Source organism: Pantoea sp. SO10 (assembly GCF_005281435.1).
Taxonomy (GTDB): Bacteria; Pseudomonadota; Gammaproteobacteria; order Enterobacterales; family Enterobacteriaceae; genus Pantoea; species Pantoea leporis.
Genome location: NZ_CP040095.1, coordinates 3,656,601 through 3,676,663 on the forward strand (window position 1 = coordinate 3,656,601; position 20,063 = coordinate 3,676,663).

Consider the following 20,063-nt stretch of genomic DNA (forward strand, 5'->3'; position numbering starts at 1 on the left):
CTGGTCCTAATAGATATTAATGGATACCTTAAGAAGGCAGCGTGCTAATTAACCTTACTACTTTTCGTTTGTTGGCCTTATTTTTTCTGGCTTTAGTTTCATGTTCATTAATAGCATCAGAGAAAAAACTGCAATTACTGGCGCGATATGATGTAGCTCAACCTGCTTTACAACTGGCTGAACCTATCTCTTCAGAGTTTCGTCATCACGTTCTCAAAGTTGCTGTCGCTGGGCAACCACAACCGCCCCTTTTTATGGATATGGATACGCGACGATTCGAAGGCGTAAGTGCGGATTATCTCTCTCTGATTCAGAATATGCTGGATACCACAATAGAAATCCATTATTACGCCAGCCATAGCGCGGCCCAGGAAGCCGTAACCAGCGGAGAAATGCAACTATTAGCGATCTATGTGGAGCAATCCTCAGTAGCAGAGGCGCAAACCTTGATCGCCAGCGACCCCTGGATGCTGGATTATGCAGCGATCGGTTTTAAGTCTGGGCAGAACGCTCCATTAAAAATTGATGAACCCAATCGCATGGCCTGGTCTGGTTCAGCGTTGATGCGTGCACATTTAGAAGAGACTTTTAAGAGCGACCTTTTAGTTCGCTTTCCTGGTTACTACGATGCTGTCGCAGCAACAGTATTTGGCCAAACAGAGCGTGTATGGGGCAATGCCGCCACACTTACGCACCTAAATCGCTTCATGTTCGCAAATGCGCTGGATATAACCAAAGATGACCACGCTATTCCGATGAATTTCAGCTTTGGCATTAGCCCGCGTCATCCACAACTTGCCGAAGCGATTAATTTTGCCTTAACACAAATTCCTCTCTCAATTCGCATGCAGATAGCGAAGCGCTGGCAACTGGATACGTACCATGTGCTGCAGCGTAATCCGCTTGCACTCAAGCATGAAGAGGAGAAATGGCTACAGGCACACCCGCGTATTAACACCGCCCTACCGCAAACCCTCGCTCCACTCAGCAGTCGCAACGGAAGCATGCCGTTTCGCGGCATGATCATTGATGTTTTAGATCTGATAGCCAACCAAAGTGGCATTACATTTAATTCAGAAGTTCAGGAAGAAAGTGGACGTAACCAAACCGATAAGCATTTTCCACATCTGTATGCGCTTGAGATGCTTAACCCGGATATGCCACCTCAGTTAATAACCCGCCCATGGCTGGTTTCACACTGGGTCATTATTCGCCATAAACGCCCTCGGAATATTATGGCTCGGGATCCTTTTCCCTTTGGCTCGGCTCTCATGCTGAACAATCGGCAGATGAAGGATTGGATGCTTCTACATTATCCCCATCTGAACCTCGCCTATATCAATGATCCTTTGCAGGCCTTGCGTGAATTGCAGGCGCATGAAATCGATGCGGTAGTGATGCCAAAGATTTTTGTGGATTATCTGCTCCACAACCACTACGCAGATGACCTGATTATTGAAACCACGTTGGGTGCAGACCCGGCACGTTTTGTCATGCGTGTTGAACCCGGTAATGAAACGCTGATTAGCATTCTCAATAAAGCCTTGATCGCGATTCCTCCCGAAACCATGTTCAAGTTGCTGGCACATTGGCGTCAGTCAGAGATGCCGTTCCTCAGTGCTTCATGGCAGAGTTACAAACAAGTTATCTTGCTGATCGTGTCCGTCTCGGCCGGATTGATAGCCCTTATTTTGCTGTGGAACCGTCATCTGCGGAAGGTTATTCAGCAGCGTATTCAGGCTGAAAATGCATTGAAAAATCAGCTCAATTTTACCCATACACTCTTCAATGACTCGCCCGTTGCAATGTATATCCGCGATAAACAAACCCGATTAGTGGATTGCAACAATGCCTACCTACGTTTTATGGATTTCCAGCGAGAAGATGTCATCGGTAAACGACTGTCGGACGTTCTCACTGGCAATAACGCCAGTATTCACAGTATTGAAGATGGCTATCAAAAAACCTTACTGGATGGCGAAGCCGTCATGCGCGATATACACATGGATTTTGAACAGCGGACATTCCAGCTTTATCACTGGATACTGCCGTTTCGCGATCGGCACGGTGATGTCGCAGGTGTTATTGGGGGCTGGCTGGATGTCACTGAACGCAATGCGCTGCTGCAGGAGTTACAACTCGCCAAAGATGTGGCTGATAAAGCCAACCGCTCCAAAAGTGAATTTCTTGCCAGCATGAGCCATGAAATCCGCACGCCACTGCATGCCATGATTGGCTTACTGGAGCTCGAAACTCGCTTGCAACCGGCTGATTCACTCTCAGAGAACATCCGTGTTGCGTACCATTCGGCACGCGCGTTGCTGTCATTGATTGGCGATATTCTCGATTTGTCGAAAATCGAGTCCGGCCTTTATCAACCAACGTTAGAAACGGTCTACCTTCCTGATGTTCTCGATCAAGCGGTTACGCTATTTCGTAATAAAGCAGAGATTAAGGGACTTGAACTGCGGGTAGAGATGGATATTGCTGCTTACTGGGTGAAGACAGACCCATTGATGCTGAATCAAATTCTCTCCAACCTATTGAGCAACGCCATTAAGTTTTCCGATTACGGCACTGTCACTGTTGTGCTCATGCAGGGCATTGCGCAGGAGGAGGACGGTTGTGAATTCGTGATCGAAGTTAGCGATCAAGGTTGTGGCATGACGGAAGACCAACAGCACGCCATCTTCGAACCTTTTGTGCAGGTGGGCGATCGTCAGCAACAGCAAATTGGCACCGGATTAGGATTAAGCATTTGTCGTAATCTGGCGCATTTACTGGATGGTGAGCTGATTGTGGAAAGTGCGCCAGGGGAAGGCGCGGTGTTCTCTTTTTATTTCCGTGCCTTGCCCGGTGAACCGCAGGATCAAACACAGCCTCATTTGTCGCAGCCGCTGATCTCCGACAAGCTCTCCGTGATGATCATCGACGATCATGCACCCAACCGATTACTGCTTGGGAAACAGCTTGAACTGGCTGGCCATCAAGTCATGGTGAGTGAAAGTGCGGCAGAAGCACTGACGTTATGGCAGCAGGATCCATTACGTTTCGACCTCATCATCACAGACTGTAATATGCCGGGCATGAACGGCTTTCAGTTCGCTGAAGCGCTGCGTCTATACGAGCATGAGCATCAGTTAACACCGATCATGCTATTCGGCCTGACTGCATCGGCTGAGCAGCATATTATGCAACGCTGCCTTCAGGCGGGAATGAACGATTGTCTTTTCAAGCCGCTGGATTTAGAGAGCTTACTTGCTCAGGTTGCACGTTGTACCCGGCGCAGCGCCATAAAACCCGAAATCCAGGCCCCGCCGGCAGCGAGTATCTCCTCCTTCCCACAGCTGTTAACACAATTGGCCGAACAGGATAGTGAAGGTTGTCTGGTGTTACTCAACAGCATACGAACCAGCCACGATGAGTTGTTGGTATCACTTCAGCAAACCGATGATGCCAGCGCCCTGTCACAGCTGGGTCACAAATTAAAAGGAGGAGCAGCAATGCTAAATGCTCCAACGTTGACTGAACTGGGCCGCAAGTTGGAGAAACACCGCGAGGAAGCCCTCGATCCGCAAGCGTTAATTCAGCAGATTGTCGAGGAAATGAAACGTGTTAATGAATCCTTGCAAGAATTTGAGAAACATCGCCTGAAAAATCATCAAGATTTATAGAATCATAATCTTATCGAGACATTTCTCGGTTCGCCCTATTAATCTGGCGGACATAATGGCCGTCAACGTCATCATTACGGTGCCGTTAAAGGGAGAGATATGTTTAATGCAAAAATTCTCATCGTTGATGAGCATCGTTTGGTTGCCGCCGGCGTGCAGGCTTTATTATTAATGAATGGCTTTAATTGTGTCACTACTGCGCACACAATTAACGATGGTATTGATGATATCATTCATCACCACATCGACATACTAATATTAGATCCTGACTTTAAAGAAAAAAATGGCATCGCATTTTTACGCGATATCGTCAAATCAAAGACGTGGATGAAAGTCATACTGATTAGTCAGGATGGCAATAACCACCTTTCCATACAGTCACTTAGCCAGGGTGCGAATGGGTTCGTGTCAACTTACGATCCCATTCAAACACTGATCGCCGCCATTGGCTGCGTTTCTAATAATGTGAATTATCTACCGGGCGACATTCTGGATAAACGTCAGCGTTATGCGAATGAGCAAGATATGCTTTCTCGCCTGACTGACCGTGAAAATTTAATTTTGCGACAGCTCGCACAGGGGAAGTCCAATAAAACCATCGCTTGCGAATTGGGATTAAATAATAAAACAATCAGCACTTATAAAACAAATATATTCCAAAAACTCGAGTCAAAAAACCTGGTTGATATCATCGAACTTGCACGTCGCAATGGGGCTTGTTGAAAGAAAAATCAAGACTAGTCTTGCTGATTAATAACGTTATGGCGTGGCATGATATGCCTTGTCCTAACCCCGGACAGTTTCTAAAAAGATTGAGTTATAAAGGAATTAATAACCACAGAGCTAATTTATTAGCCCCTTCTTCATGCTATTACAGGGCGAGTAGGTTTCTTCCCGTGCCTGCCGAAAGAAGTCCGATACTTTCGTCTGCGACTTACCGCCCTGCTTTTTTTTGATACTTCTCACAGGCTGAACGCCACACACTTCCTTCCCTGCAAAATCCCGCTAGAGTTCACTCATCCGACCACTCTCTGAGTATGTGATTATGTCTGAGCATTATGCCCACCTGTTCGCCCCGCTGGATCTGGGTTTCACCCAGCTTAAAAATCGTTTTCTGATGGGTTCGATGCATACCGGACTGGAAGAACACGCCGAGGGCGCAGAGCGCCTGGCCGCTTTTTACGCTGAGCGCGCGCGTGAAGGCGTGGCGCTGATTGTCACTGGCGGTATCGCGCCCAATCCGCAAGGCGTGGTGGCACAAGGCGGAGCGATCCTCAACCAGGAAAGTCAGTGCAACTGGCACCGTATCATCACCGATGCGGTGCATGCAGAAGGCGGGAAAATCGCGCTGCAAATTCTGCATGCCGGGCGCTACAGCTATCAGCGTGACCTGGTTGCCCCATCGGCATTACAGGCGCCGATCAATCCTTTTACGCCACAAGCGCTCAGCGATGCTGATATTCAGCAAACCTTTCAGGACTTCGCGCACTGCGCCAAACTGGCGCAACAGGCCGGCTATGACGGCGTGGAGATCATGGGCTCGGAAGGTTATCTGATTAACCAGTTTCTGGTGGCGCACACCAATCAGCGTGAGGATGACTGGGGCGGCGATGTGACGCGACGCCAGCGCTTTGCGTTAGCGGTGACGCAAGCGGTGCGTGATGCCGTCGGCCGCGACTTCATCATTATCTTCCGCCTGTCGATGCTCGATTTGGTCAATAACGGCAGCTCGCTGGAAGAGACGCTTTCACTGGCGCAAGCGCTGGAGCAGTGCGGCGTTACGCTGTTTAACAGCGGCATTGGCTGGCATGAAGCGCGTATTCCCACCATCGCCACCTGCGTGCCGCGTGCTGGTTTTGCCTGGGTCACGCAGCACCTGCGCGAGCGCGTATCGGTGCCGGTCATCGCCACCAATCGCATCAACCATCCCGATGTAGCTGAACAGCTTTTGCGTGATGGCATCGCTGATATGGTCTCGATGGCGCGCCCTTTCCTCGCCGATGCGGCTTTCGTCCGTAAAGCCGAAACCGGCCAGCCCGATGCCATCAACACCTGCATTGCCTGTAATCAGGCCTGTCTCGATCAAATCTTTGTCGGCAAAATCACCTCTTGTCTGGTGAATCCGCGCGCCTGCCACGAAACGCTGATGCCGGTGATCGCCACCAAGCAGCCGAAACAGCTGGCGGTGGTGGGCGCGGGGCCCGCGGGTATGGCGTTCGCGCTGCAGGCGGCGCAGCGCGGCCATCAGGTCACGCTTTACGAGGCCGATGCGCAAATTGGTGGGCAGTTTAATATCGCCCGGCAGATTCCCGGCAAAGCCGAATTCAGTGAAACGCTGCGCTATTTCCGTCACCAACTTGCTGCCGCAGGCGTAACGATTAAAACGGAACATCGCGTCAGCGCCGACGAACTGGCAGCCGCTGACGAAGTGATCATCGCAACCGGTATCTTGCCGCGCCAGCTGACGATTCCTGGCATCGATCATCCCAGCGTGCTGAGCTACCTTGATGTGATTCGCGATAAAAAACCGGTGGGAAAACGCGTGGCGATTATCGGCGCGGGCGGCATTGGTTTTGATACCGCCGAGTTTCTGCTGCATCAAACCAACCATGACGATTTCTACCAAAGCTGGGGCATCGATCGCAGCCTGCAGGCGCGAGGCGGTTTGATGGTGCCACAGCCACAGCCCGCCGATCGGCAAATCTGGTTGCTGCAGCGCAAATCCGGCAAGCCGGGCGCAGGCTTAGCGAAAACCACCGGCTGGATCCACCGCGCCAGCTTGCAGGCGCACGGCGTGCAGATGTGGGGCGACGTCGAATATTTGCAGATTGATGATGCTGGATTACATCTGCGTCATCAGGGCGAAGCGATGACGCTGGCGGTGGATAACGTGGTGATTTGTGCCGGGCAGGAACCGCTGCGCCTGCTGGCGGATCAGCTCAGCGCGCGTGGCAAATCCGTACGTGTGATTGGGGGTGCGGATGTGGCGCAGGAGCTGGATGCTCGCCGCGCCATCGCTCAGGCGACCGAACTGGCGCTGAGTGTGTAATTAGCGCAGTTTGACCGAACGCAGTACCACGAACTTGGCGTTGGACGCCACCAGCTCGCAGTTGCCAAACAGCTTTTTCATTTTGACGTGATAACCGAGGTGGCGGTTGCCGACGATGCGCAACTCGCCGCCATACTGCAGGCAGCGTTTCGCATCACGCAGCATTTGCCATGCCAGATGATCGGTCACCGCGTGCTGCTGGTGGAATGGCGGATTGCACAGCACCGCGTGCAGGCGATCGGACGGGAAGCCACTCAGCACGTTGTTAACGCGAAACTGACAGCGCGCCATATCTTGCGGACGGTTCACTTCCACGTTCAGTTTGCTTGATGCCACCGCCATGTAGGATTCATCATAAAACAGCACGTCCGCGTTTGGGTTCTGTTCCAGCGCCAGCAAGCCAATCACGCCATTGCCACAACCCAGATCGAGAATCTCCCCTTCAATGTCAAAAGGCAGATGCTGCATAAAGAAGCGTGCGCCCACATCCAGCGACGCGCGGGAAAACACGTTGGCGTGATTGTGGATCTGGTACTCAGAATCATCCAGCGGCCAAACGGTGGTGGCGGGCTGATCCGCTAATTGCGGCGCAGTGAAGCGGCTGTAAATCAGACGCGCTTTTTTCCACGCCAGCGAGGTTTTGCTCTCGCCGAGGATGCGCTCGAACAGTTGCAGCGTGGAGTTGTGAATATCTTTGGCTTTCGCCGCCGCCAGAATCAGCGTGTCTGGCGTCACCACTTCGCGCAGTGCACGCAGTTGATGCTCGAGCAGCGCCAGCGCTTTGGGGATTTTGATCATCACCACCGCCGGTGCGGCCGGCAATGGTGCCAGGCTATCGAGAAAATGCACCTGATCTTCATCCATCTCATTGAGTCGCAGGTTCTGTCTAGCCGCCTGTTCGCTCAGCAGCGAATCGCTGACGTGCCACACGGGACGTGCACCCAACCCGCAAGTCAGCGCACCAAAGCTGTCGTTGAACACCAAAACCGGTCCCTCGGGCAGCGCTTGCTGCAACAGGTATTCATCGGCGGAATCCCACGCCTGTAGCGGGCTTTCCTCACGCATTGGCGGGAAGCGGTGCAGCGTCAGCGTGCGATTGGTCAGTTCAAGTTGGCTCATGGAATCTCCGGCGTGGTACACTTTGCGCGATTTTCGCCCTAAAAAGGGGGCGCAGTATACTGTCTTTCGCCGGGAATCCCAATGTCATTAATCTATCTGCAGGGCTACCCTGAAAACATCCTCGAGCAGGTTCAGACGCTGATCGAACATGAGCGCTTAGGTGCCTTTCTCCAGCAACGCTATCCCGATACGCACAATATCGTCAGCGACCGCGCGCTCTATGATTACACGCAGGCGCTGAAAAACCGCTATATGCGCAGCGCACCGCCGGTGAGCAAAGTGATTTGGGACAATAAAATCAAGGTGATGAAGCACGCGTTGGGGCTGCATACGGCGATTTCGCGCGTGCAAGGCGGCAATCTAAAAGCCAAAGCGGAGATTCGCATCTCCACTTTCTTCCGCCTCGCACCGGAAGCGTTTTTGCGCATGATCGTGGTGCACGAGCTGGCGCACCTGAAAGAGAAAGAGCACGACAAAGCGTTTTACCAACTCTGCTGCCACATGGAACCGGATTATCATCAGCTCGAATTTGACGCCCGCTTGTGGATGACCGATCAGGCGATGCGCGGCAACGCAGCTTAAAGAAACTCCTGCGCTTTTTGGATCAGGCTGGTTTTGGTCAGTGCGCCCATAAAACGGCGCTCCTGCGGATTATTTAGCACCGGCAGGCGTTCAAGCGTGACGCGGGCAAAGGCTTCCCAACCTTCGCGCATGCTTTGATTCTGATAAATGCAGGGAAAGTTATTGTCCATCACGCTACTGACTGGCGAATGCAGCGTGATCTCCTGCGACAACACCTTGCGTGAGATATCGTGTATCGACACCACGCCGAGAAATTGCCCTTCACTATTAATCACATAGACATAACGTTCCCGCTTGAGCGAGCTCACCGCCAGCGCCTGCCCTACTGACTCTTCTGGCTGCAACGCCGCGCCGGGAATGATCAACTGATCGACACGCATGTTATCGAAATCATACTTGGCTTCGGAACGACTGAAATGGCTGCTCACCACCGGATAAGTGCTGGACGATTGCAGGCGATACACCACCATCGAGGCCAGCACTGACGCGATCATAATCGGGAACAACAGGCTGCTATTCAGCGTCATCTCAAGCACCATCAGCATCGCCATTAACGGTGCCTGGCTGACCGCCGCCAGCACCGCCGCCATGCCGATGGCCGCATACAGCAAAGTATTGCCGACCGGTAAATGCAGCATCACACCCATTTGCGCCAGCGCCACGCCGAGCAGTGCGCCGATCAATAAGGAAGGGGTAAACAGCCCGCCCACCGCATTGGAACCCACCGACAGCGTGGTCGCCAGCGTTTTGAGCACCAGCAATCCCAGTAATCCCATCAGTAGATATTGGCCATCAATGATTTTCACGATCACTTCGTAACCGTTACCGAGAATATCGGTGGAGATCAGCGCCAAAAAGCCCACCGCTAATCCACCGGCGCCGAGCCGCAGCGGCAGCGAACGCACGCGGCCAAACAGCGCCTTGCTGCGCGCAATCAGTTTGATCAGCAGCCAGCCGGCGATACCGGCGACAAAACCAATCAGCAACGTCATCAGCAAACTGCTGATATCCATCTGGAATAGCGCTTCGGATAACGGATATAGTGCGCTGCGAAAACCCAGCGACCACATGGTCATCACCGCCACCGCCGACGAGACAATTAGCGGAATCAAGCGTTGTAGCGCCGAGATGCCAAAAGCGATCTCCGCGACAAATATCGCCGACGCCAACGGGGCGTGATACACCGATGAAAGCCCGGCAGCAGCGGCCATCGCCACGATATCGCTGTTACGCAGATTCAGCGATTTCGGCAGCCAGCGCCCGATTAAACTGCCGCTCAGCGCCGATAGCTGCACCATCGGCCCCTCTTTACCAATCGACGCGCCACTGCCGATGCTGGCCATCGATGACAGCGCACGGAACAGCGAGGTTTTGGTTGGTACCGCATCGAGCCGCGCGTTGATCACCTCCAGATAATCGGTCTGCACCGTTTCCTGTTTCTCAATCGCCACCGCATAGCGCAGGAAAAAACCGGCCAATACGCCGCCCGCGCCCACCAGCAGCGGCCAGAAGATCCACGGCCAGACATGCATCGCCACGGTGATTTCACTGTCACTGTTGAACAGCAGATGGTTGATCAATTCAATTACGCCGCGAAAGGCCAGCGTCACCAGCGAGGCCACACATCCAACGGGGATGGCAATCAGTAATGTGGTCCAGTTCAGAGCATGTTTACTTCCACTCACCCGCGCGTCCCCGCTAAGTCGGTTAAAAAGTTGTGCGGCATCATCATATTGGAATGCGGATCTCAGGATCAAATTTCGCCTGCCTGGCGCTCAGATGAACATGTTACTCTGCCGTTTTACTTTAGCAGGAGAGCAGCACGTGATTCGTTTCGCCATCGTGGGAACCAACTGGATTACCCGCCAGTTTATCGACGCCGCGCATGAAACCGGCAAGATGAAGCTGAGCGGCGTCTATTCGCGTAGTCAGCAGCAGGCCGACGCGTTTGTGGTGGATTATCCCTGCAAGCTGACCTTCACCTCTCTGGATGAACTTGCCGCCAGCAGTGAGATCGATGCGGTGTATATCGCCAGTCCAAATGCGCTGCACAGTGAGCAGGCGATACTGTTTATGTCGCACGGTAAGCATGTGATTTGCGAGAAGCCGATGGCGTCTAATCTGCGTGAAGCCGAGGCGATGATTGCCTGCGCGCGCCAGCATCAGGTGGTGCTGTTCGAAGCCTTTAAAACCGCCAGCCTGCCCACCTTCCTGCAACTGCAAAAAACGCTACCGCAATTGGGCAAACTGCGTAAAGCCTTGATCAACTACTGCCAGTATTCTTCGCGTTATCAGCGCTATCTGGATGGCGAGAACCCGAATACCTTTAATCCTCGCTGGTCGAATGGCTCGATGATGGATATCGGCTTTTACTGCCTCGCCGCCGCTGTCACCTTGTGGGGTGCGCCACAGCAGGTCAAGGCGCAAGCTTCTCTGCTGGAAAGTGGCGTTGATGCGCATGGCGTGGTGGTGCTGGGCTACGGCGATTTTGATGTCACGCTGCTGCACTCAAAGGTCAGCGATTCACTGATCCCGAGTGAAATTCAGGGCGAAGCGGGATCGCTGGTGATTGAAAAGATCTCCGAGTGCCAGCAACTGCGCTTTATCCCGCGCGGTGGCGAGAGCCAAAACCTGACGCAGCCGCAGCACATCAATACCATGCTGTATGAAGCCGAAACCTTCGCCAAATTGGTGGAAGCCGGTGAAGTTGAGCATGCGGCCTTAGAAAACTCGCGCATCACGGCACAGTTGCTCACGGAAATCCGTCGCCAGACCGGCGTGGTATTCCCGGCGGATCAGGCTGAAGTGTAAATATTGCAAAACATTTCCAGAGCCCTCTTGAAAGCGATTATCGAACTCCGTATGTTTAGCGCTGCAAAGGGGAGTAACTTCTACGCTGATTGATCGTCATTACGATGCGCCATGCAATATGCGTTACGCATCCGGTCGTCAGGCAACCCGGAATCTATTCTGAGTTGTAAGTGAGACCTTGCCGGAAGGCGAGGTTTGCTTGCAGCACGATCAAAGCGGCTGACGTCTTTTGACTTCAGCCGCTTTTTTATTTCTGGAAAAGGATACGACTATGCACTCAGTTGGCACACCGTTACTTTGGGGCAGCTTCGCTGTCGTAGTGCTCATCATGCTGGCGATCGACCTGCTGTTACAGGGCCGCCGTGGCGCACAAACCATGTCATTCAAACAAGCAGCGGTCTGGTCGCTGATTTGGGTGTCAGTTTCACTGCTGTTCAGCGCCGCCTTCTGGTGGTATCTCGACGGTACCGCCGGACGTGAAGTCGCCACCGCGCAAACCCTCGCTTTCCTCACTGGCTACGTTTTAGAGAAAGCGCTGGCGGTGGATAACGTTTTTGTCTGGCTGATGCTGTTTAGTTACTTCGCTGTACCGGCCAACCTACAGCGCCGCGTGCTGATTTATGGCGTATTGGGCGCGATTGTGCTGCGTACCATCATGATCTTCGCTGGCAGCTATTTGGTTACTCAGTTCAGCTGGATCCTATACGTGTTCGGCGCCTTCCTGCTGTTTACCGGCCTGAAAATGGCGCTGGCGAAAGAGGAAGATGACAGCACGGTGGGTGACAAGCCGGTGGTACGCTGGCTGCGCAAACATCTGCGCATGACCGATAGTCTGGACGGAGAGAAGTTCTTCACCCGCAAAAACGGTGTGCTGTTTGCTACGCCGCTGCTGCTGGTGCTGATCATGGTTGAACTAAGCGATGTGATTTTCGCCGTGGACAGCATTCCCGCAATCTTCGCGGTGACCACCGATCCGTTCATTGTGCTGACTTCCAACCTGTTCGCGATTCTTGGCCTGCGCGCCATGTACTTCCTGCTGGCTAACGTCGCGGAGCGTTTCTCGATGCTGAAATATGGCCTGGCGATTGTGCTGGTGTTTATCGGTATCAAAATGCTGATTGTCGAGTTCTATCACATTCCCGTCGGCATCTCGCTGACGGTGGTGGGTGTAATTCTCGGCGGTACGCTGCTGATCAACGCCTGGGTAAACCACAGAAACGACCAGAAGAAGATCTCACCATAATCTTCTGCAGGGGCGCTAATCGCCCCTGCTTTGTTTCGCCAGTGGCAACCTTCACCTTTTATATATCTGTCACACTTCCCATCATCAGCAGATCAAAAAACCGATCTGCTGCGCATGCACAGAATTATCTCTTTCCTCATAAGCTCTTTTCCTTATACTCCGCCGGGCAAACCGTTGTGCGTGGTGGAACCGCGCACAATACTCATGACCGCGAATATAAAAAGACTGTGATATGCAAAACAACTTTATTGGACGTCTGGGCGCACTGTTCGCAGGAAGCCTGGTAAAACAAATCATGATCGGCCTGGTGGCGGGCGTGGCGCTGGCGTGGTTCTCACGCGATGCCGCACTGGCCGTTGGCTTGCTGGGTGAGCTGTTCGTGCGTGCGCTAAAAGCCGTCGCGCCGCTGTTGGTTTTGGTGCTGGTAATATCTTCGATCGCTAACCATCAGCAGGGACAGAAAACCAATATCCGCCCGATTATCATGCTGTATCTGCTCAGCACGTTCTTTGCTGCGGTTGTGGCGGTGATCTTCAGCCATCTGTTCCCTCAGACGCTGTCGATGAACGTCGGCGCCACGCAAATTACGCCGCCGTCGGGTATTACCGAAGTGCTGCACGGTTTGCTGATGAGCATGGTGTCGAACCCGATTGAAGCGCTGATGAACGCCAACTACATCGGTATTTTGGTGTGGGCGCTGGGATTGGGGCTGGCGTTTCGTCATGCCAGCCCAAGCAGCAAAGCGTTTCTTAACGACGCGTCCAATGCCGCGACCTGGGTCGTGCGCTGTGTGATCCGCTGTGCGCCGCTGGGAATTTTTGGTCTGGTGGCCTCTATTCTCGCCTCAACCGGCTTTGACGCGCTGTGGGAATACGCCAATCTGCTGGCGCTGCTGCTCGGCTGCATGCTGATTATGGCGCTGGTAATCAACCCAATGCTGGTGTTCCAGAAGATTCGCCGCAACCCGTATCCGCTGGTGTTTACCTGCATGCGTGAAAGTGGCGTCACCGCGTTCTTCACCCGCAGTTCAGCGGCTAACATTCCGGTCAATATGGCGCTGGCGAAACGTCTCAATCTGGATGAAGACACGTATTCCGTGTCGATCCCGCTGGGTGCCACCATCAGCATGGCTGGCGCATCCATCACCATCACGGTGTTGACGCTGGCGGCAGTACATACGCTGGGTATTGCGGTGGATGTTCCAACCGCCATTCTGTTGAGTCTGGTGGCGTCGCTATGTGCTTGTGGTGCATCCGGTGTGGCCGGCGGTTCGCTGCTGCTGATCCCGGTAGCCTGCAACATGTTTGGTATTCCGAATGATTTGGCGATGCAGGTAGTGGCGGTGGGCTTTATTATTGGCGTGCTGCAGGATTCCGCCGAGACCGCGCTGAACTCCTCGACGGATATTCTGTTTACCGCGGCCGTATGCCAGGCCGAAGCCGAGCGCCAGCCGCGTCGTACGGTGTCAGAATCGGAGTAAGGTAAGGTTTTGAATAGGTCGCCATCCATGGCGACCTGGTTTTACAAGGTTACACCGCTTTTAAAGATGGCTAACTCGCGAAAATCATTAGTTTCGTTGCGCGCGGGTTGGCCATTGGCAATCGCCACAATCATATCGACGAAGTCCGCCAGCATCTCCGCCATACTCATTCCTTCAAGCAAACGCCCGGCATTAAAATCGATCCAGTGCGGCTTCTTCTCGGCGAGCTGCGTATTGGTGGCGATCTTCACCGTCGGCACAAAACCGCCGTACGGCGTGCCGCGTCCGGTGGTAAACAGCACCATATGACAGCCCGCGCCCGCCAGCGCGCTGGTTGCAACCGCATCGTTGCCCGGCGCACTTAACAGATTCAGTCCCGGTGTATGCAGGCGCTCACCGTACTTCAGCACATCCACCACCTGACTTTGTCCGGCCTTTTGCGTGCAGCCGAGCGACTTCTCCTCCAGCGTGGTGATGCCGCCCGCTTTGTTGCCGGGTGATGGATTCTCATAAATCGGCTGCTGGTGATCGATAAAGTAGCGCTTGAAGTCATTTATCATCGCCACGGTTTTTTCAAAGGTGGCTTCATCGCGGCAGCGGCTCATCAAAATGCGCTCAGCGCCAAACATCTCTGGCACTTCGGTCAGCACCGTGGTGCCGCCGTTGGCAATCATCTGGTCAGAGAAACAGCCCAGCATAGGATTGGCGGTGATGCCGGAAAAACCATCCGAACCCCCGCACTCCAGACCAAACTTTAGCTCGCTGAGTTTGCCCGGCTGACGCTGATCCGCGCGCATGGCACGATAGAGTTCGTGCAGACGTTCCAGCCCCGCTTCCACTTCATCATCCTGCTTCTGGCACTCCATGAACTGCACGCGATCGCTATCGAAGCCACCAAGCGTTTCACGAAACACATCAACCTGATTGTTCTCGCAGCCAAGCCCAATCACCAGCACCGCGCCGGCATTGGGATGGCGCACCATGTTCTGCAGCATGGTGCGGGTGTTCTCGTGATCCTGCCCAAGCTGCGAACAGCCAAACGGATGGCTGAACAGATGCACGCCATCAATGCCTTCGGCGTCATTGGTCTCTTTCATAAAGCGCGTCAGGATTTGCCGCGCGATGCCGTTGACGCAGCCCACGGTGGGCAGGATCCATAACTCATTACGGATGCCCACTTCCCCGCTGGCGCGACGATAAATCTGCACGTCGCGATCGCCAGCTTGCGGCGGCAGATCGAGAAAATCGGGTTGATAGTCGTACTCATCCACGTCGCTTAGGTTGGTGCGCGCATTGCTGGAGTGAATGATCTCGCCGGCCGCAATCGGTTGAGTGGCGTGCGCGATCGGCAAACCGTATTTGATCACCAGCGCGTCGGTGGCTAAAGGCTGCAGCGCAAACTTATGGCCGCGTCCAACCTCCTGCTGCAAGATGATCGCCTGTTGATTGATTTCGACCTGGGTATTGGCTGGCAAATCGCGCAACGCCACAGCAACGTTGTCGCGTGAATGGATTCTAATGGCATCTTGCATAGCGTTATCTCAGTTGTGTCAACGCCGTCCGCATCCCGTGGACGATGATGTTTTGCAGGTGTTGGCTGACCGCAGCCACTAATCCGGGCTGCTGAGTGAGATCTTCGCCCCAGTGATTGGCGTCGCTGAGTACCGCACGCACCAACTGTTCTGGAGTCTGTTTATCGTTATTTACTGCTGACCACAGTTCAGCGAAACGCTGCAGCCACTGTTCGTCGTCCTGCAGCGGCCAGTGACGTTTGCCCTCTGCACCACGATAAAAGGCCAGCAGCGCGGCAAAGGCGAAGGTCAGCCGCACAGGCCATTGCCCGTTTTGCTGCTGCGACAACAACAATTGCGGCAGCAAACGGGTGCGGAATTTGGTCATGCCGTTAAGGGCGATGGAGAGCAACGCATGGCGGATAAAGGGATTGCGGAAGCGACGCTGCACCGCGTCGGCAAAGGCGTGCAGCTCGTCGCGCGGCAGATCCAGCGTGGGAATGACCTCATCGCGCAGCAGCGCATCGACAAAGCCGGCCATCTGCGCATCATCCATCGCCTCTCCCACGCTCTCCAGCCCGGCCTGAAACGCCACCGGTACCAGCGCAGTGTGCGCGCCGTTAAGGATCGCCACCTTTTGCGCTTTGTACGGTGTGATGTCGTCCACCAGCTTCACTTCCGGTGCCAGCGTGTGCAGCTGCAGCTCCTGCGCCAGTGCATTTGGTCCCTGAATCACAAACTGGTAATAGACTTCGCCCGCCACCAGATAGCGATCTTCGTAGCCTAATGACGCTTCGATCGCCGCGCTATCCGCGGGATAACCGGTGACAATGCGATCCACCAGCGTGTTGTAGAACGCGCAGTGATCCTGCACCCAGCGGGCAAACGCCGGCGGCAGCTGCCAATGCTGGCTGTAGCGCAGCACCAGCTCACGCAGCGTGTCGCCGTTGTAATCGATCAGTTCACAGGGCACCACCAGCCAACCTTTATCACTGGCACCGGCAAAATGGTTGAAGCGCGCCCACAGCAGCTGCGTCAGCTTGCCGGGGAAGGATGAGGCGGGCGTGTCGTCCAGCCGATCCTGCTCCGCAAAGGCAATGCCGGCTTCTGTGGTATTAGAGAAGACAAAGCGCATCTGCGGTGCGCGTGCCAGCGCGAGAAACGCATCAAACTGCTGATACGGCTGGATTTCACGATTCACGCTGCGGATCAGGCGGGCTTCACTCACCTGCTCACCCGCCGCATTGAGTCCGCGAATCAGCGTGGTGTATAAGCCATCTTGCTGATTCAGTGTCTCTTCCACCACGCGGTTGCGCGGCCGCACCACCACCACGCCCGCATCGGTATTGTGATGCTGATTAAGCCAGTCGAGCTGCCAGTCGATAAAGGCGCGCAGGAAGTTGCCTTCACCAAACTGGATAACGCGCTCGCTGTAGTGCGCGCCAGGAAAATCGTGACGGTTGAGTCGCTGCATTATCAGGCTCCCAGCTCAATACCGAAGTAATCGCGCGCATTGTTGAAACTGATGTTCTGTACCATCTGCCCTAACAACGCCTCGTCTTCAGGCGCTTCGCCCCGCGCCACCCAATTGCCGATCATCTGGCACAACAGACGACGGAAATATTCATGACGCGTGTAAGAGAGGAAGCTGCGGCTGTCGGTTAGCATGCCGACAAAGCGGCTCAGCAGGCCGATTTGCGCCAGCTGCGTCATCTGCCGCTGCATGCCATCCAGCTGATCGTTAAACCACCACGCCGAACCAAACTGCATCTTGCCGGGTTCGCCTTCACCCTGGAAATTGCCTGCCATGGTCGCCAGCACTTCGTTGTCGCGCGGGTTGAGGCAGTAAAGAATGGTTTTGGGCAGCGCGTTATTGCGGTTTTGCGCATCCAGCAGACGCGCCAGCGGAATCGCCAACGGCGCATCGTTAATCGAATCGAAGCCTACATCCGGCCCGAGGATATCGAACTGGCGGCGATTGGCGTTGCGTAGCGCGCCAATGTGATACTGCTGCGCCCAGCCGCGACGCGCATATTCGCTGCCGAGCCACACCAGCACGGCGGTTTTAAACTGGGCCGCCTCTTCAGCGGAAGGCGCTGCACCTTGCAGTCGACGCGCTAGAATGCCATCCAGCGTGGCGTCATCCGCTTCCGCAAACACCACCACATCCAGCGCGTGATCGGAAATTTTGCAGCCATGCGCGGCGAAGTGATCGAGTCGCTGGCTTAAGGCGCGGCGCAGATCGTCAAAGCGCTGCACGTTAACATCCGCGACCTGCGCTAAGCGCTGAATCCACGGTAGGAAACTCTCCAGCTCAATGTTAAAGGCTTTGTCTGGACGCCAGCTCGGCAGCACTTTGACGTCAAAGCTGCTGTCCTGCGCCAGCTTGCGGTGATGCTGTAAGTCGTCGAGCGGATCGTCGGTGGTGCCGACCATTTTCACCTTCATCTGCTGCATGATGCCGCGCGCGCTGAAGGCGTCCTGCGCCAGCAGTTCATTGCACTGCTGCCAGATGCGATCTGCGCTCTGCTCATTCAGCAGCACATCGGTGATGCCAAAAGGCCGGCGCAATTCGAGGTGCGTCCAATGATAGAGCGGATTGCCGATGGTATGCGGCACGGTACGCGCCCAGGCGTTAAATTTCTCACGATCGCTGGCATCGCCGGTGCATAACGCTTCCGGCACGCCGTTAGCGCGCATCGCACGCCATTTGTAGTGATCGCCTTTCAGCCAGATGTCATAGAGGTTGGTGAAGCGGTAATTATCGGCAATCTGCTGCGGCGGTAAGTGACAGTGATAGTCGAAAATCGGCTGGTCTTTAGCGTAGTCGTGGTACAGACGACGGGCGAACTCTGTGTCGAGTAGAAAATCCTCACTCATAAAACGCGACATACCTGCTTCCTCATTTTGTAGCCAGATGGCTTTTAACTAAAAGTTATCATACCAATTTAAACGGGCGGCAAAATTATTTGCGATCCGACTCACAATAATGACAGTTTCACTGTGGGTATATGGACGATTATGTTGCGGATAATGCGTTAAATGGCTGTTTTAACGATCTTTCGCTCTAACACACACTCGCCACAAGGTTTATGTGATGGCATTCAACTTTTAAAGAGGTATAACAAGTTAACCTCTCGCTCCGTTGCTAACGGGATTAATGGCACAGGCAAGGAACAGCGGGAGTGAACAGCACTGTTCACGTCTTCCCGCTCCAGATAACTACAGCGGTAAAACCGCAACGACAGACTGGACGAGGTTAATAATGCGTAAGATCAAAGGGCTACGCTGGTACATGATTGGGCTGGTGACGCTGGGCACCGTGCTCGGTTACCTGACGCGCAATACCATTGCCGTCGCTGCGCCCACGCTGGAAACGCAGTTGGGTATCACCACGCAACAATATTCTTATATCGTCGCCGCCTACTCGGCGTGCTACACCATCATGCAGCCGGTAGCCGGTTATGTGCTGGACATGCTCGGCACCAAAATTGGTTATGCGGTGTTTGCCGTGCTGTGGGCAATCTTCTGTGCGGCAACCGCGATGGCGGGCAGCTGGGGCGGCTTTGCGCTGGCACGCGGCGCGGTGGGTGCCGCTGAAGCAGCAATGATTCCCGCAGGCCTGAAAGCCAGTAGCGAATGGTTCCCTGCCAAAGAGCGTTCGGTGGCGGTGGGCTATTTCAACGTGGGCTCGTCAATTGGCGCAATGCTGGCGCCGCCGCTGGTGGTGTGGGCGATCATGGCGCACAGCTGGCAAATGGCGTTCATTATTACTGGCGTGCTGAGCATGGTATGGGCCCTGTGCTGGCTGGTGTTTTATAAGCATCCTAAACAACAAACCAAGCTGAGCGATGAGGAGCGTCACTACATCATTGCCGGCCAGGAGTTGCAGCATCAAACCGGTAATAATAAGAAGATGTCGGCACGCCAGATCCTGCGCAATCGCCAGTTCTGGGGCATTGCGCTGCCGCGTTTCCTCGCCGAACCCGCGTGGGGAACGTTTAACGCGTGGATCCCGTTGTTTATGTTTAAGGTGTACGGCTTCAACCTGAAAGAGATCGCCATGTTTGCCTGGATGCCAATGTTGTTCGCCGATCTCGGCTGCATCGTCGGGGGCTACTTGCCGCCGCTGTTTCAGCGCTGGTTTGGCGTCAATCTCATCGTCTCACGCAAACTGGTGGTGACCATGGGCGCGGTGTTAATGATTGCGCCAGGCACCATCGGGTTGTTCACCAGCCCGTATGTGGCGATTGGGTTGTTGTGTGTCGGTGGTTTTGCCCATCAGGCGCTTTCAGGCGCGCTAATCACGCTCTCTTCGGATGTATTTGGCCGTAACGAAGTGGCTACCGCCAACGGCTTAACCGGCATGGCGGCCTGGACGGCGAGCACCCTGTTTGCGTTGGTGGTCGGTGCGCTGGCCGATACGCTGGGCTTCAGCCCGCTGTTTGCGGCGCTGGCGGTGTTTGATCTGTTAGGCGCGGTGGTTATTTGGACGGTGCTGAAAAACCAGCCGGTTTCTGAACTCGACGATCAGCCTGCGGTGCAGTCCGCTGCAGTGCGCACCTAACCTTTCCGGGCTGGCATCGGCCAGCCC

General features: G+C 54.4%; 13 protein-coding genes. 8 read left to right on the forward strand and 5 right to left on the reverse strand.

Translation table 11 applies throughout. From position 1 onward, the window contains the following. Positions 1 to 41: 41 nt before the first annotated feature. The 3 genes from FCN45_RS16805 to FCN45_RS16815 all read left to right on the forward strand — a co-directional run bounded on the left by FCN45_RS16805 (position 42) and on the right by FCN45_RS16815 (position 6,723). Positions 42 to 3,674 (forward strand): ATP-binding protein, encoded by a 3,633-nt coding sequence (locus tag FCN45_RS16805; RefSeq protein WP_137386571.1) that lies wholly within the window; start codon positions 42 to 44, stop codon positions 3,672 to 3,674. A 99-nt stretch (positions 3,675 to 3,773) separates the two neighbouring features. After that, positions 3,774 to 4,397, forward strand: a complete 624-nt coding sequence (locus FCN45_RS16810; RefSeq protein WP_137386572.1) for a response regulator transcription factor — start codon at positions 3,774 to 3,776, stop codon at positions 4,395 to 4,397. Positions 4,398 to 4,719: 322 nt separating this feature from the next. Next, a complete protein-coding gene (locus FCN45_RS16815) occupies positions 4,720 to 6,723 on the forward strand; it encodes an NADPH-dependent 2,4-dienoyl-CoA reductase (RefSeq protein WP_137386573.1) in 2,004 nt (667 codons plus the stop codon). Here FCN45_RS16815 and rlmG read toward each other — a convergent pair whose 3' ends face one another. Further along, a complete protein-coding gene (gene rlmG, locus FCN45_RS16820; RefSeq protein WP_137386574.1) occupies positions 6,724 to 7,842 on the reverse strand; it encodes a 23S rRNA (guanine(1835)-N(2))-methyltransferase RlmG in 1,119 nt (372 codons plus the stop codon). It lies immediately after the preceding gene. Between the two features lie 81 nt (positions 7,843 to 7,923). On the opposite strand from rlmG, the gene FCN45_RS16825 reads away from it, so the two are divergent. Beyond that, positions 7,924 to 8,424 (forward strand): M48 family metallopeptidase, encoded by a 501-nt coding sequence (locus tag FCN45_RS16825; protein WP_101762916.1) that lies wholly within the window; start codon positions 7,924 to 7,926, stop codon positions 8,422 to 8,424. Here FCN45_RS16825 and FCN45_RS16830 read toward each other — a convergent pair. Then, positions 8,421 to 10,109, reverse strand: a complete 1,689-nt coding sequence (locus tag FCN45_RS16830; RefSeq protein WP_137386575.1) for a chloride channel protein — start codon at positions 10,107 to 10,109, stop codon at positions 8,421 to 8,423. The genes FCN45_RS16825 and FCN45_RS16830 overlap by 4 nt on opposite strands. A gap of 139 nt (positions 10,110 to 10,248) precedes the next feature. Between FCN45_RS16830 and FCN45_RS16835 the strand changes: the two genes are divergently transcribed. The 3 genes from FCN45_RS16835 to sstT all read left to right on the forward strand — a co-directional run bounded on the left by FCN45_RS16835 (position 10,249) and on the right by sstT (position 13,958). Further along, positions 10,249 to 11,235: a Gfo/Idh/MocA family protein gene (locus tag FCN45_RS16835; RefSeq protein ID WP_137386913.1), complete on the forward strand. Its 987-nt coding sequence runs from the start codon at positions 10,249 to 10,251 to the stop codon at positions 11,233 to 11,235. A gap of 271 nt (positions 11,236 to 11,506) precedes the next feature. Continuing rightward, positions 11,507 to 12,478 (forward strand): TerC family protein, encoded by a 972-nt coding sequence (locus FCN45_RS16840; protein WP_008103489.1) that lies wholly within the window; start codon positions 11,507 to 11,509, stop codon positions 12,476 to 12,478. 232 nt (positions 12,479 to 12,710) lie between these two features. Beyond that, positions 12,711 to 13,958, forward strand: a complete 1,248-nt coding sequence (sstT, locus tag FCN45_RS16845; RefSeq protein WP_101762914.1) for a serine/threonine transporter SstT — start codon at positions 12,711 to 12,713, stop codon at positions 13,956 to 13,958. Positions 13,959 to 13,999: 41 nt separating this feature from the next. On the opposite strand, the gene FCN45_RS16850 is transcribed toward sstT, so the two are convergent. Genes FCN45_RS16850 through uxaC form a run of 3 tightly spaced genes read right to left on the reverse strand, consistent with a single transcriptional unit; the run spans position 14,000 to position 18,361 of the window. Then, positions 14,000 to 15,490 carry a UxaA family hydrolase gene (locus FCN45_RS16850; protein WP_137386576.1) on the reverse strand — a complete coding sequence of 497 codons (1,491 nt, stop codon included), beginning with the start codon at positions 15,488 to 15,490 and terminating at the stop codon, positions 14,000 to 14,002. A gap of 4 nt (positions 15,491 to 15,494) precedes the next feature. Beyond that, positions 15,495 to 16,943 (reverse strand): tagaturonate reductase, encoded by a 1,449-nt coding sequence (locus tag FCN45_RS16855; protein WP_137386577.1) that lies wholly within the window; start codon positions 16,941 to 16,943, stop codon positions 15,495 to 15,497. A gap of 2 nt (positions 16,944 to 16,945) precedes the next feature. Beyond that, positions 16,946 to 18,361, reverse strand: coding sequence for a glucuronate isomerase (gene uxaC / locus FCN45_RS16860; protein WP_137386578.1), 1,416 nt, complete (start codon positions 18,359 to 18,361; stop codon positions 16,946 to 16,948). 373 nt (positions 18,362 to 18,734) lie between these two features. Here uxaC and FCN45_RS16865 point away from each other — a divergent pair, with 373 nt between their 5' ends. Further along, positions 18,735 to 20,036, forward strand: coding sequence for an MFS transporter (locus FCN45_RS16865; RefSeq protein WP_101762910.1), 1,302 nt, complete (start codon positions 18,735 to 18,737; stop codon positions 20,034 to 20,036). Positions 20,037 to 20,063: the final 27 nt, after the last annotated feature.

Coding starts and splice junctions, on each gene's coding strand:
- FCN45_RS16810 (WP_137386572.1), top strand. CDS start 3,774: ATGTTTAATGCAAAAATTCTCATCGTTGATGAGCATCGTTTGGTTGCC.
- FCN45_RS16815 (WP_137386573.1), top strand. CDS start 4,720: ATGTCTGAGCATTATGCCCACCTGTTCGCCCCGCTGGATCTGGGTTTC.
- rlmG (WP_137386574.1), bottom strand. CDS start 7,842: ATGAGCCAACTTGAACTGACCAATCGCACGCTGACGCTGCACCGCTTC.
- FCN45_RS16825 (WP_101762916.1), top strand. CDS start 7,924: ATGTCATTAATCTATCTGCAGGGCTACCCTGAAAACATCCTCGAGCAG.
- FCN45_RS16840 (WP_008103489.1), top strand. CDS start 11,507: ATGCACTCAGTTGGCACACCGTTACTTTGGGGCAGCTTCGCTGTCGTA.
- sstT (WP_101762914.1), top strand. CDS start 12,711: ATGCAAAACAACTTTATTGGACGTCTGGGCGCACTGTTCGCAGGAAGC.
- FCN45_RS16850 (WP_137386576.1), bottom strand. CDS start 15,490: ATGCAAGATGCCATTAGAATCCATTCACGCGACAACGTTGCTGTGGCG.
- FCN45_RS16855 (WP_137386577.1), bottom strand. CDS start 16,943: ATGCAGCGACTCAACCGTCACGATTTTCCTGGCGCGCACTACAGCGAG.
- uxaC (WP_137386578.1), bottom strand. CDS start 18,361: ATGTCGCGTTTTATGAGTGAGGATTTTCTACTCGACACAGAGTTCGCC.
- FCN45_RS16865 (WP_101762910.1), top strand. CDS start 18,735: ATGCGTAAGATCAAAGGGCTACGCTGGTACATGATTGGGCTGGTGACG.